We start from the raw sequence: 13,729 nt of genomic DNA, 5'->3' as shown, positions 1-13,729 counted from the left end.
TGAATGACTAGCGTATAGATTTTTAAAAAATTCCTATCCTATCTGATAGGGATTTTCTTCTGTTTTATTAGGCATTCTCGAACAAATTGAAGCCTGAAAACCTGATTGTTCGGTTTTTGTTGACAGAAAGAAACGCCGTTGCTAAACTTAATATGTTAGAAAAGTAGGAGGTGCCCAGCCAATGTCAACCGTAGTAGTTGTAGGAACCCAGTGGGGGGACGAAGGGAAAGGAAAAATTACTGACTTTCTCGCAGAAAAAGCGGAAGTCGTCGCGCGTTATCAAGGTGGAAACAATGCGGGTCATACCATTGTTTTTGGCGGGACAAAATATAAATTACATTTAATTCCTTCAGGGATTTTTTACAAAGAGAAAATTTGCGTAATCGGAAACGGTATGGTTGTTAATCCGAAAGCGTTGGTGGAAGAATTAGATTATTTACATAGCAACGGCGTAAGCACGGATAATCTGCGCATTAGTGATCGTGCCCATGTCATCATGCCGTATCACATGAAACTTGATGCGGCCGAAGAAGCAAAAAAGGGCGACAATAAAATCGGTACGACGCTTAAAGGCATCGGACCTGCATATATGGATAAATCGGCTCGCATAGGCATTCGTATTGCTGATTTGATGGATAAGGATATATTCGAAGAGAAGCTTCGCCGTAACCTGGAAGAAAAGAACCGTTTATTCGAAAAATATTATGAAACAGAAGGCTTTACAACTGAAGAGATCTTAGAAGAATACATGCAATATGTAGAGCGCATTCGTCCGTATGTAATGGATACATCTGTTGTATTGAACGATGCGATCGATGCAGGCAAGCGAGTACTGTTCGAAGGTGCACAGGGCGTTATGCTTGATATCGATCAGGGAACGTATCCGTTCGTAACATCTTCTAATCCGGTAGCAGGTGGCGTATGTATTGGTTCCGGCGTAGGTCCGACAAAAATCCATCATGTAGTAGGTGTGGCAAAGGCGTATACAAGCCGGGTTGGTGATGGTCCGTTCCCGACAGAGCTACATGATGAAGTAGGAAACCAAATCCGTGAAGTTGGACGTGAATACGGCACGACAACCGGTCGTCCACGCCGTGTAGGCTGGTTCGACAGCGTAGTAGTCCGCCATGCCCGCCGCGTTAGCGGAATCACAGCGCTGTCCTTGAACTCGCTTGATGTACTGAGCGGATTGAAAACAGTGAAAATTTGTGCCGCATACCGTTACAAAGGCGAGGTTATTGAGCATTATCCGGCTAACTTGAATGTACTGGCTGAGTGTGAAGCAGTATATGAAGAATTGCCGGGCTGGGATGAAGACATTACAGGTGTCCGCTCCCTCGATGAGCTACCAGCAAATGCACGTCATTATGTAGAGCGCATCACGCAATTAACAGGGATTCCGCTTTCTACTTTCTCGGTAGGACCGGGCCGTGAGCAAACGAATATTGTGCGTAGCGTATACGCGCTGTAATAAAAAAGAGGCACATACAACAAGACTCTGGCTGTTAAAAAGCTAGGGTCTTGTTTCTTTTCTGCTCATGTCAACTTATGTCGGAATGTGTCGTTTTTTCTTGCCATACTATTTTTGCAATGATACCATAAAGAAGTGTTTGGAAGACAAAGTGTGAAGACACAAATCCAGGTGTCTCATTTTGTGTATAAAATTGCTTAATTAACTAAAAATAATCAGAGACAAAGGGATACTTTTATAAGGTTCCCTTTTTTGTTTTTTTAGAAGAGGTTCATTTCACTGCAAGTTGCAACAACAAGGGAGGTACCGATGATTATTGAGAGAATGTCGTCATGGACGAAAGATACATGGACCCATGGTATGAAATTCGTTCAGGATAAGAAGAAGAAGGGCAAGGTTGCGTTCGGTATTCTGGCAGGCTCTCTTTTAGCTAGTGGAACAGTGGCGGGCGGCTATGTCTATCAATCGAATCTTACTACGCTTTACCATGTTTCAGTGGATGGAAAAGAAATTGGGGTTGTCGATAATCCGGATGTGATACGGAAATGGCTCGGTGATAAGCTGGCCGCTGAGAAAAAGAAATATCCGAATTTAGCACTTGGCTTTCAGAAGGATATCATGATTACCGAGAAACAGCATTATAACGGCCAAGGTGTGAGGAGTAGCGATATATTAAAGAAGCTGGCCCCCATCGTGCATGTGGAAGCAAATGCCGCACAGCTGGTCGTAAATGGACAGACGATTGCTTATGCCAAGGATCAGAAAACTATTAATGAAGCATTATATCGTCTAAAAGCCTCATATAATGAGAAAAAGCCGATGCACAATTTGACGGCGGGTGTAGAAAATGTTGCTGCGGGACAGGCAAAGCAATCGGTTTCTGGTATCTCACATATTACCATCAAAGAAAAGATCCAGGTTGAAAAGAAATCTGTCGCACCTGGACAAGTTTTGGATGAAGTGCAGTTAATGAATGTGCTGCAAAAGGGAGTGCCTGAGCAAAAAAAACATATCGTACAGGATGGGGAAAACTTATGGAATATTGCCCCACAGTATGGCCTGAAAGAGAAGGAGCTTTTGGCGATGAATCCCGGTCTAAAGGAAGGTACCCTGCTTCAAGTTGGCGATAAGATAAATGTACAGGCCCTAGCTCCAAAAATAACCATTGTCTCCAAGCAGGAAACAATAGAAAATGTAGTTATTCCGTATAAAATAAATGCAAAGCCGGAACCCAAAAAGTATCGCGGTGATGATACAATTGTTACGGAAGGGAAAAATGGCAGCAAGCAAGTTGTCTATGAGTTAGTGAAAGAGAACGGCAAGCTTGTACAGAAGAACCCTATACAGCAAAAGATTATTCAGCAGCCAGTAGCCAAAGTAATCATCCGTGGGACAAGAGTGAAGCCATCGCGCGGCGACGGGCATTTTCGTATGCCTTCGACAGGTATATTCAGTTCGCCGTTCGGAGAGCGCTGGGGGCGGATGCACGCAGGGATCGATATTGCGACACCTATCGGCACACCGGTTTATACATCAGATAATGGACGAGTCGCCTTTGTTGGGACGAAGAGCGGATACGGCAAGGTGATGATGGTTGATCACGGTAACGGCTACCGTACGTTATACGGTCATTTGGATGGATTCGTAGCGAAGCCGGGCGATATTGTAGTAAAGGGCGAAGTCATCGCAAAATCCGGCAATACAGGGCGTTCTACAGGACCTCATTTGCACTTTGAAATTCATAAGGACGGAGAACCGGTTAATCCCATGACGTATCTGCGATAAGCAGAATAGAGAGAGAAGTCGACGCAGGGATCATTGCGTCGGCTTTTTTCTGTTCATAAAGAAGAGCAGGATTTTCCCCGAAAAAGTGGAAAGAGACTAGGAGAGGTGAAACGATGGGATATAAAGTAATGGTAGTAGACGATGAACGTCCGATAGCGGACATTCTACAATTTACGCTTGAAAAAGAAGGTTATAATGTCGTATGTGCCTATGATGGAGATGAAGCGGTCGCACTGGCTGAAAAAGAAAAGCCGGATTTAATATTGCTTGATATTATGTTGCCCGGTAAAGACGGGATGGAAGTGTGTCGAATTGTCCGTCGTACGTCTGAGGTACCGATTATTATGCTGACAGCAAAAGACAGCGAGCTTGATAAAGTACTCGGTCTGGAGCTGGGAGCAGATGATTATGTAACAAAGCCGTTCAGCAGCCGGGAGCTTCTTGCAAGAATTAAAGCCAATCTGCGTCGGCGTGCGAAGATTCTTGCAGAAGAATCGAAGAAAGAGGATGAACCTTCTACAAAGATTGCGGTAGGGCAGCTTATCATCGACTCAAAATCGTATACGGTTGAAAAAAGTGGACAGCAGATCGATATTACCCACCGTGAATTCGCTCTGCTGCATTATATGGCGAAAAACAAAGGGCAAGTTATGACGCGCGACCACCTTCTACAAGCAGTATGGGGATTTGATTATTTCGGAGACGCACGGACAGTGGATGTCACGATTCGGCGTCTGCGAGAAAAAATCGAAGACGATCCGAGCGTGCCGCAGTATATTATTACCCGGCGCGGCCTCGGCTACATGATGCGCAATACGCTGGAGGAGTAAGGAATGAAGCGCATCCGTTTCTTTCAAACGGTTCAATGGAAAGTTGTCATTCTCTACTTGCTCTTGATCCTGATTGCAATGCAAGTCATTGGTGCTTACTTTATACGGGCCACGGAGTCATACTACTTAAATAATTTTAATGAAACGCTGAATACTCAGGCTAATCTTTTGGCAGTCAATGTTGAGAAATACCTGGAAGAAGAGAATATTCCCCGCGAAGATATCGATAACTTAATCCACAATCTGTTCGCCCTGCGTAATGCAGATGTACAGCTGCTTGATCAGAATGGGATCGTTCTTACGACTACAGAAGAGAATAAGGCTTTCATTGGTCAGAAGAATACACGTGCTGAGATTAACATGGCGCTCTTGGGAACCCGAAATGAATCCATTCAGTATAACCCGGAGACTCGACAACGGGTTAAAGTGCTGGCTTTGCCTATAAAAAAAGGAACGAAAATCTTGGGCGTACTCTATATGGTAGCTTCTATGGAGGAAGTGTACCATACGATGCGGCAGATTAACGGTATTTTTGCGACGGGTACGGTGCTGGCTCTTTTGCTCACAGCTGCGCTTGGTATCGTACTCTCGCGAACGATTACGACACCAGTCAAAGAAATTACCCGGCAAGCGACTGCGATGGTGGGCGGGGATTTCAATGGTCAGGTACGCATCTACTCCGAGGATGAGATTGGACAACTAGGAGAGACATTCAACCTGTTGACCCGAAAGCTGAAGCAGGCGCTTTCCCAGACGGAGGCGGAAAAGGAAAAGCTGTCTTCGATTTTAACCAATATGACTGATGGAGTTATCGCAGCGGACGGCAACCACAATATTATTCTTGTCAATAAACCGGCGCAACGCATTCTCGGTGTGGGCTACAAAAAGGTATTGGGAAAAAATTTGTACGAGGTTCTCGCCATTCCAGGAGAAGAGGAATGGGATTTTCTATTTAAAGAAAACGGATCGATGCTAATGGATATGAATGTGGACGGAGAAGAACGTCTCATTCGCTTTTCATTTACCGTGTTGAAAAGCCGGGGGGAAGAGGAGAAGTCTGGTATTATCGCCGTCTTGCAGGATGTAACCGAACAAGAAGCGATGGAGAAGGAGCGCAAGGAGTTTGTTGCCAATGTTTCGCATGAGCTGCGTACGCCATTGACGACGCTCAAAAGCTATCTGGAAGCGTTGGAAGAAGGCGTAATTGACGATCCAGCCCTTTCCCGGCGCTTTCTGCGCGTTTTGTTGAATGAAACGGATCGGATGACTCGGCTGGTGACGGATCTGCTACAGCTTTCCCGGTACGATGCCGGGCAATACATGCTGGATTTGCAGCCGTTGAGCGTTCATGAACTGTTGCAGGACGTATCCGAGAGGTTTGCGCTGCGAAGTCAGCAGGAGAAGATTGCTTTACGATTGGATTTGCCTGTGGATTCTCTCCCATTGGTTAAAGCGGATAGAGATAATATTATTCAGGTGCTTGATAATTTGATTTCGAATTCGATGAAGTACTCGAATGAGAATACAACGGTAGTCATACGAGCGCATAAAGAAGAGAATGCTGTACGTATCGAGATTATCGATGAAGGAATGGGGATAAGAAGACGCGACCTAGACAGGATTTTCGAACGCTTTTATCGGGTAGATAAAGCTCGTAGCCGAAGCGCGGGGGGAACAGGGCTTGGCCTTTCCATCGCGCGTCAAATTGTGCTCGTTCACGGAGGCACAATTGAAATTGATAGTGAATGGCAGAAAGGGACGCGTGTTAGCTTTACTCTGCCATTGTATGGGGAGAATGAAGATGAAGCTTGAAAGACTGAAAACCCTTATTTTAATCTCTCTTATTTCATTGAGTCTTATCCTGTCGGGCCTTCTCTGGAATAGTGCGCCTCAGCTGGACAGCCTGACACCGGCCGACTATGTAGCGTCCCACCCTGTAGGCCATAAATATGAGGTAACGGACGTCATTTATCCCTCTTCCATAATGCTTCATGTTGGGGATGGCAAACATATGAAAGCCAACATCGAATCGGCTATGTACAAGCGACTAAGAGCGGAGATGGATAAGTGGTATCTTTATGATTTTGCAAAGATAAAAATCACCAAAGAAGAATGGGAAGGAATTATCAATAAGAAAAAAACGGTAGAAATCATCTATAAACATGAGATTCCTACCGATATTGCAAGTGAATTATTCAATGTCCGAGGACGCTTTCCAGATGACTTTCGTTCGGTAAGTCGTATTGTACTTTATGAGAATAAAGAACAAAAGGCGGTTCATGCACTTCTTCTCTCTGATAGGAGCCAGCAAATTATCCAGGCACATACATCCATGATTCCAGAAGAAATGACCAAACTATTTGTGCCAGCTAATCTGGATGGGTTGTCGGAACAAATTTTATTCCGCACATTTGCAGAAAAAGCAGAGGACAATGATACTTTATTTTACCAGCCGGTTTATGTACCGAAGGGGCGGGAGAAAATGTGGCGCTACCGATATTTCTATCAGCCATTGACGGTTCAACAAGTATTGGATGCCATGTTTGTGGATGCCAGTATGGCACGTCAGATAACCGAACGGGACGGCACAATGATTTATACGAATGGTAGCCAATCAGTCTCCATTCCTGGAAGCCATGATTACTTGCTGTACCGTCATCCAACACACGAATGGGAAAGCCAATCAAGCGAACGCGCCAATTATGAAGCGCTCAGCTCGGTACTGTCTTTCGTCAACCAGCATGGTGGTTGGACTGGTCGTTATTATCTGGAAAGCGTAAGCGGGGTGGATGCGAAAAGCCAGGAGGAAGCAGTAGCGTACCGTTTTCGCCAGTACGTTGGCCCCTATCCATTGTTTAGTATGAAGGGAACAGATTTGAACATTATCTCTGCCCGTATCTCCGGGGGGAATGTATCAGAATTATTCTATCCTATGCGGCAGTTGGATTTATACTTTGAACGGGTACCCGTTGTTGCTGTCTCTGGAGAAGAGCTAATAAAGTGGCTGGAGAATAAAGAAATCAGCAAGCAACAGGTCGTATCTGTCGAACTTGGTCTTTATACGCGCCGCGTCTATGATTTTATCGAGATGAAACCGTGCTGGGCTATTCATTTGACAGATCGTGATCCGCTCTATGTAGCAGCGGATGTCGAGGGGTTCGGCAAGTGAGCGGGAGGAAGGGAACATGGATTGGAGTAGAGCGAAGACCATTCTCATTGTAACGTTTCTACTGCTCGATTTATTTCTGGGTTATCAGGTCATTATGAGCCAGAATCGGGATATAGAAACCGCTCCGCAGGGAGAACTCATTCCATCAAGCCTCGAAGAACTATTAAAGACGCGCAATATCACATTGGATACAGGGATTCCGAATGAAACACCGCAGATGAACTATGTGAATGTACGGTTTACTAGCTTTGCACACCATCTGCAATCGTTGACCGGTCAAGTTATCGGTCAGCAAGGAGTAGGAGTTATGGTAAAATTTAATGAGCCAGTTAAGCTATCCGACTTCACAAACAAGGCAGAGGAGCTCAAAATCCTGGAGCCTTATACAATATATGGGCGGGATTATATATTCGATGAAAAACGAAGTTCGGATACGGTCCAGCGGTATGTTCAACAATACGGGAAGTACCCTATATTTAGCGCTCCGCTTGATATTGTAGTGAATGAGAAAAGAATTACCGGCTATCGGCAAATTCATGTACAGATTGTCAATCAGGGGACAGGACGCAAAATTATCCCTGCCTTTACTGCAGTGAGAACCTTGCTGGACAACGGATATATTCGATATGGAGAGAATATATCTGATGTATCGGTCGGCTATTATGGTCATATGTATGATGCTGATATTCAAGTACTTGCTCCTGTCTGGCGGGTGGTTCATACGGAAGGGGTCCACTATGTAAATGGCATTACAGGAGCGATAGAACAAGCGCCACCTCTTGAAAAAAACTCGATTATCTCCAATAATAATACTAGCAAATAAGCGCGATTAGATTTTAGGCGGAGAGCACAGCAGGGAGAGAGGAAAGGCTTATGAGATTTAGCGTGCTTGCCAGTGGAAGCACTGGAAATTCTTTTTTTATCGAATCAAAAAACAGCAAAGTGTTGGTAGACGCAGGATTAAGTGGTAAACAGATAGAGAAGCTGTTAGAAGAAGCGGGGATAAGCGCAGCAGATCTGGATGCGATTCTGATTACGCATGAGCATTCCGATCATATTAAAGGGGTGGGTGTGCTGGCACGTCGGTATCAGTTGCCGGTCTATGCCAATTCGAAGACATGGGAGCAGCTTGATCGACAACTGGGTAAGATCGCAGAGGATCAGCGGCTGATTATGGAAGCGGGTGAGATGACCGAGTTTGGCGATATGAAAGTCGAATCATACGGTACTTCGCACGATGCTGCTGAGCCGATGGGGTTTTGCTTTTATGAAAACGATATGAAAGTAAGCCTGACGACAGATCTTGGCTATGTGAGCCAACGTATCAAAGACACGGTGTGTGGTTCGGATGCGTATGTCTTCGAAGCAAATCATGATGTGGAAATGTTGCGGATGGGAAGTTACCCATGGAATACGAAGCGCCGTATTCTAAGTGATGTCGGCCATCTCTCCAATGAGACGGCAGGAGAGGCGCTCGGTGATATTTTGGCAGGGAAGGGCGAGACTGTATATCTGGCGCACCTCAGTAAAGAGAACAACATGACTGAGCTGGCGCGTTTGACGGTAAAAAACATCCTTGAGGATTATGGGTTTCAGGATGAAGAACATGTTAAGCTAATGGATACATCGCCCGTCCGTCCTACAAAGATGCAAGAGATTGTACGTAAATGAAGCAGCACAATCGGCAACAATAATAAGTATGAGATAATGCGGTACAGAAAGGAGCAACGCTATGGGATACTACGGTGACGACTTTTATGATGACCAGAAGAAAAGCAGACGAGGCGGCGCTTCTACGTTTTTTATCTCGCTCGTTTCTGCCATTATTGGTGGTCTTATCGTATTGATGATGGTACCTACGCTATCAAAATCAGGCTATCTTCCCGGTCTTGCCCTTCCCTCTGCTGAACAAGAGCAGCCAGCTCAACACACACCGGCTCCGAGCGGTGGCAATATTAACTATTCTGTTGAAGTAGGTTCAGGAGTAGTAGAGGCCGTGAAGAAGGTAGAGAATGCAGTAGTAGGTGTCATTAATATTCAGCGTTCCCGGGATTTCTTCGGACAATCGGAGGAAGGGGAAGCTGGTACCGGCTCAGGAATCGTATTCCGCAAAGCCGGGGATAAAGCTTATATAGTAACGAACAATCATGTAATTCAAAGAGCAGAGCGCGTACAGGTATCCCTTATTAAAGGAGAGAAGAACCTGGATGCAAAAATAATAGGCACGGACGATTTAACGGACCTTGCTGTACTTGAAGTCGACGGTTCAAAAATTCAGCAGGTTGCCGAATTCGGCGATTCTTCAAAAGTAAAGGCGGGAGAACCTGCCATCGCTATCGGAAACCCGCTCGGTCTGGAATTCTCCCGTACTGTTACACAGGGGATCATCAGCTCGGTTGAGCGGACGATGCCGATTGACTTAAACGGGGACGGGGAACCTGATTATGAGGTGAATGTGCTGCAGACAGATGCAGCGATTAACCCGGGAAACAGCGGGGGAGCTTTGGTCAATATTGCGGGGCAGGTAATTGGGATTAACAGTCTCAAAATTGCAAAGGCGGGTGTGGAAGGGCTCGGCTTTGCCATTCCGATTGACGACGCCAGCAAAATCATTGATGACCTCATTAAATATAAATCCGTTCAACGTCCGGCGATGGGCGTGATCCCTGTAGATCTCTCATCGATTCCGCGTCAAGCGTACAAAGATCCGTTGCAGCTTCCGGACGATGTGGTCAGCGGTGTCGTTATTAAGGATGTAAGTCCGATAAGCCCTGCTGATAGGGCCGGTTTGAAGCGGTACGATGTCATTGTGCAACTCGATGATCAGAAAATTACGAATCAGGCTGAATTACGCAAATATTTATTCCAGAAGAACATTGGCGATACGGTGAAAGTAACGTTCTACCGCGACGGCAAGCAACAAACTGCGAATGTAACGCTTGCCAAACAGAAATTGGAGTAATGATGAAGGAAACCGGGGATAATATATGCCCCGGTTTTTGTATGTTTATATGGAAAATAAGGTATGATAGGAGCGAACAAAATGAAATCGGAGGGGAAAAACATGATGGACCCGGCAAAAAAAGAATATCTTGCAAATGGTGGCGATCATTTTATCGTATGTGCAGCTGATCAGATGGAGCTTGCACTTGATGAATTTGTGGATGAATATAGCGAAGCGCCAGATGTATATTTGTTAACAGAAGTGATGCAGGAGCTACCGGATTGGAAAGTGCCCGAGACGTGCCGGTATAGTAAACAGAAACCTATGTATATTTTAGTTTAAAACAAATTCGCAAAAATCCCCATGATAGGGCAATTCATTCAATTTTTGTGAATAACTTGTGGGCAATTTTGTGCAAAGTTCATTATCCACATGTGATTTAAAAAATATGGAAAAATAAAATCCTTGACATTACTGGGGTTGGAAGATTTTTATATGTGATTTCTATACACAAAAAAGTTACCAACAATTTGTGGATAACTACGTTTATACGGGGGATAACTTTTAAAAAAGTGTGAAAAAAGCGAAAGGGAAAGAAGTTATGCACATTACAATTGTGGCGGTCGGCAAACTAAAAGAGAAGTATTTGAAGCAGGGAATCGATGAGTATCGGAAACGGTTAACAGCTTATGCGAAGGTGGAAATTGTGGAGGTTGTGGACGAGAAGGCACCGGGAAATTTAAGTGAAGCTGATATGCTGCGGGTGAAGGAGAAGGAAGGCGAGCGGATTCTGGCTGCATTGAAGCCTGACCAGCATGTGGTCGCACTCGCTATCGAAGGCGAGCTATGGTCATCGGAGCAGCTGGCGAAGAAGCTGGATAATCTGGCGACGTACGGCAAGAGTTCAGTCGCCTTTCTTATCGGCGGTTCGCTCGGCCTGTCGGATGCGGTGATGAACCGGGCGAATGAGTATTTATCGTTTTCAAAGATGACGTTTCCGCATCAATTGATGCGGCTGATTTTGCTGGAGCAGGTGTATCGGGGGTTTCGAATTAATCGCGGGGAACCTTACCATAAGTAACTGCAAACCCAACGAAAAAAACACGATATGTTTATAAAAAAGCATGTCGTGTTTTTTAGGACTAAATTTCCGTTTATCATCAGTAAATAGGTCCATATTTGGTATAATTATATAAAACACTTGGGGGAGTAATTATGAATTATAACTTCATGCTTTGGGGAGAAAATTTAGAATTTAATGATCAAGATTTATTTTTTATAAAGTTATATTTAGAAGGTGAACGACTAGCTGATGATGCATGTAGACAAATAGAAAACATATACGATAAACAATGCTCATCACTACGAGATATGGAACGTAAACTTTTTGATGAAATACATAATGAATTAGACAGGATAAGCGAAAAGTATTATTTAAAATTACAAGAAAGAGGCCAGTATTCTATTAATAGGGATGATTTTGCCCCATATGTCTTTAGACATAGTTTTAGAAGCTTTGAGATTATTAAAGAATTAAAGGAATTATATCAACACGCCTCAAGAAACAAAGACAGTACTACAATGATTAAGATTTATAGAGACACAAATACTAGAAATGAAATCATTGAATCATTATATATTGATATATTACATATGCATCAAGCTTATTTAGATTTTTTAAGAGATTTCGAAGAGCTTAATCTTATTACGTTTGACTTTTTGGCAAGAAAAAAAGCAATTCAAATTTATGATAATTTATATAGTAGGGATGTACCTGAACAATATTGGATTGAAGCATGTGTGGAAATGTTAGAGAATTGGCCTTTAGAGCCGGCATTTTATCAATTAGCTGTTGAACTCCTTGGAGATGAAAGTGGTGAACTTAAAAGATTAGCTGAATTCGTTGGTCTTTCGATTGATGTAGAGAGTATTAATAAATCTGAAGTAAGTGCATCCCTTGCTTTGGGTGATAACAAATTGGATATTGACAATACACTAAAAGATAATATGGTTTATAAACTTTTAAAGGAATACTTAGAAGAGGGACTACTTTATGTTTTAAATTCTACTTTGAACTTGTTAGATAATTCCTGGAAAAAAAGGACATTTATTTATTCCAGTGATAGACCTGTGCTTGAGAAGTTTGAGTATGCCTTTAAAAAATTTGCTTTCCTAGATATAGATGAAAATCCCTTAATTTTACATGACTCCTCATTACTAAAGTCTGGTGGGGCAGGATTTCTTATTACAAATAAAAGAATCCATGCAGATGTTTTCGGAAAAGGAAAAATGTCATTTTTATTTAATGAAATATATAGTATTGATGCAAATACACAATATGTAATTTTAAATGAGAAATTCTTTATTTCAATCTATCCTATTGATCAAGAGGATAAGAAATTAATTTGGGAATTAATACAATTTTATATTACAATTATCCCAAATATTAAATGTACATATGAACAAACAGTGGAACATGAATCAATTAATCTGGAAAACCATAATAATCCGAATACTAAAGATCCTGCAGGTATTTATAATCGTATACGTAGTGATGAACTTAAGAAAAAATTATTCTATTTAAACCAAAATGTGAAAGCAGATGCTAAGCTAAATAAAATAATTACTACCTATGCTAATTTGGATTTAGATGAAAAAATGATAATGGGGTATGATGATACTGTTTTTGGAAGTGCTAAAAATGGCTTTCTTTTAACTAACAAGGGTATACATATTAAAGGATTAATTCAAAAGGCAAGATTTATTTCATATGAAGAAATAAATGAGATTTTCTTAAAGGGATTTTCAAAAGAATTATATATAAATAATATAGAGGTAAGCTTAACGCAATTATCTGAAAGGCATAGCAAAGAGGAGTTAGTCAGTCTGTTAAAGTATATTTCAGGCTTAAGCAGATAAAAACTATGTAAGGTATCCACTTACTATTTCAAAATGGATATCTTACAGTTTGATATATATATTATATATCTGGATGTCTATGCTGATAGACAGTCCATATATGAGACTAGGAACATAGAGGGACATATAAAAGTAGTGGGTTATATTCTTGACCGCTCTATTATATATTCCTCTAAGCATTTTTTTGGTATTCTCCATTTACGCCCAACCCTAAAGGCTTTTAACTCCCCACTATTAAGCAATTTATATACATAATTCCTGCCAATGTATAAAATCTCTATTACTTCTTCTACATCTAATATATCACTTTCTGAATTTATTATAATAGTGACCTCCTCGTATAGTATGTTTAAGCCCATCGAAATCACGAATTTCCAGTTGGATTTGAGAGACTGTTAATCAAAAAACAAAGATATATTTTCCTACCCTGTAACTGTAAAGAAGGGGAGGGGAACACCACACGGAAGCATAGGAGCCGCTTTTTACCCTGACCAGTCGGGACCGCAAAACATCTGGGTAGATGCGAAGAGGGAGGCTATTGCCGTCCTCTCTTGCCCGGCAGAGGCAACCGCTTGGGAAGGGAGACGAAAAGCCTTGTTTGTGTCCCGTTG

At 42.7% G+C, this 13,729-nt stretch carries 12 protein-coding genes and 1 pseudogene; 12 read left to right on the top strand and 1 reads right to left on the bottom strand.

The window, feature by feature from the left end; translation table 11 throughout:
- Positions 1 to 181: 181 nt before the first annotated feature.
- The 12 genes and pseudogenes from HMPREF0083_RS04910 (at position 182) to HMPREF0083_RS04860 (ending at position 13,118) form a co-directional block, all read left to right on the top strand.
- Positions 182 to 1,471, top strand: a complete 1,290-nt coding sequence (locus HMPREF0083_RS04910; protein ID WP_021619988.1) for an adenylosuccinate synthase — start codon at positions 182 to 184, stop codon at positions 1,469 to 1,471.
- Between the two features lie 309 nt (positions 1,472 to 1,780).
- On the top strand, positions 1,781 to 3,256 hold the full coding sequence (locus HMPREF0083_RS04905; RefSeq protein ID WP_021619987.1) for a M23 family metallopeptidase: 1,476 nt from the start codon (positions 1,781 to 1,783) through the stop codon (positions 3,254 to 3,256).
- A gap of 113 nt (positions 3,257 to 3,369) precedes the next feature.
- The gene (gene yycF, locus HMPREF0083_RS04900) at positions 3,370 to 4,086 is read left to right on the top strand and encodes a response regulator YycF (RefSeq protein WP_021619986.1); all 717 of its coding nucleotides are present in this window, start codon (positions 3,370 to 3,372) and stop codon (positions 4,084 to 4,086) included.
- Between the two features lie 3 nt (positions 4,087 to 4,089).
- Positions 4,090 to 5,388 (top strand): annotated as a pseudogene (locus HMPREF0083_RS04895) (histidine kinase dimerization/phospho-acceptor domain-containing protein); the annotation flags it as partial.
- An 18-nt stretch (positions 5,389 to 5,406) separates the two neighbouring features.
- Entirely contained in the window at positions 5,407 to 5,898 is a 492-nt protein-coding gene (locus HMPREF0083_RS30075) for a sensor histidine kinase (RefSeq protein WP_370974716.1), read from the top strand.
- A complete protein-coding gene (gene yycH, locus HMPREF0083_RS04890) occupies positions 5,888 to 7,255 on the top strand; it encodes a two-component system activity regulator YycH (RefSeq protein WP_040301522.1) in 1,368 nt (455 codons plus the stop codon). The genes HMPREF0083_RS30075 and yycH overlap by 11 nt, the downstream gene beginning before the upstream one ends.
- Before the next feature lie 16 nt (positions 7,256 to 7,271).
- Complete coding sequence (locus tag HMPREF0083_RS04885; protein ID WP_051354537.1) at positions 7,272 to 8,078, top strand: two-component system regulatory protein YycI; 807 nt, start codon at positions 7,272 to 7,274, stop codon at positions 8,076 to 8,078.
- Between the two features lie 50 nt (positions 8,079 to 8,128).
- Positions 8,129 to 8,926, top strand: a complete 798-nt coding sequence (locus tag HMPREF0083_RS04880) for an MBL fold metallo-hydrolase (protein ID WP_021619982.1) — start codon at positions 8,129 to 8,131, stop codon at positions 8,924 to 8,926.
- A 61-nt stretch (positions 8,927 to 8,987) separates the two neighbouring features.
- Positions 8,988 to 10,217, top strand: coding sequence for a S1C family serine protease (locus tag HMPREF0083_RS04875; protein ID WP_021619981.1), 1,230 nt, complete (start codon positions 8,988 to 8,990; stop codon positions 10,215 to 10,217).
- An 81-nt stretch (positions 10,218 to 10,298) separates the two neighbouring features.
- Positions 10,299 to 10,541 (top strand): CxxH/CxxC protein, encoded by a 243-nt coding sequence (locus HMPREF0083_RS04870; RefSeq protein ID WP_040301521.1) that lies wholly within the window; start codon positions 10,299 to 10,301, stop codon positions 10,539 to 10,541.
- A gap of 259 nt (positions 10,542 to 10,800) precedes the next feature.
- Positions 10,801 to 11,280 (top strand): 23S rRNA (pseudouridine(1915)-N(3))-methyltransferase RlmH, encoded by a 480-nt coding sequence (gene rlmH, locus HMPREF0083_RS04865; RefSeq protein ID WP_040301539.1) that lies wholly within the window; start codon positions 10,801 to 10,803, stop codon positions 11,278 to 11,280.
- Between the two features lie 134 nt (positions 11,281 to 11,414).
- Positions 11,415 to 13,118, top strand: a complete 1,704-nt coding sequence (locus HMPREF0083_RS04860) for a hypothetical protein (RefSeq protein ID WP_021619978.1) — start codon at positions 11,415 to 11,417, stop codon at positions 13,116 to 13,118.
- Positions 13,119 to 13,258: 140 nt separating this feature from the next.
- Here the strand turns inward: HMPREF0083_RS04860 and HMPREF0083_RS30070 are convergent, their stop codons facing one another.
- Positions 13,259 to 13,477 carry a helix-turn-helix domain-containing protein gene (locus HMPREF0083_RS30070; protein ID WP_021619977.1) on the bottom strand — a complete coding sequence of 73 codons (219 nt, stop codon included), beginning with the start codon at positions 13,475 to 13,477 and terminating at the stop codon, positions 13,259 to 13,261.
- Positions 13,478 to 13,729 lie beyond the last annotated feature (252 nt).

The organism is Aneurinibacillus aneurinilyticus ATCC 12856, assembly GCF_000466385.1.
Classification (GTDB): domain Bacteria; phylum Bacillota; class Bacilli; order Aneurinibacillales; family Aneurinibacillaceae; genus Aneurinibacillus; species Aneurinibacillus aneurinilyticus.
Note: the sequence above shows the minus strand (reverse complement) of the source record. Positions and strands in the feature narration are given on the sequence as shown.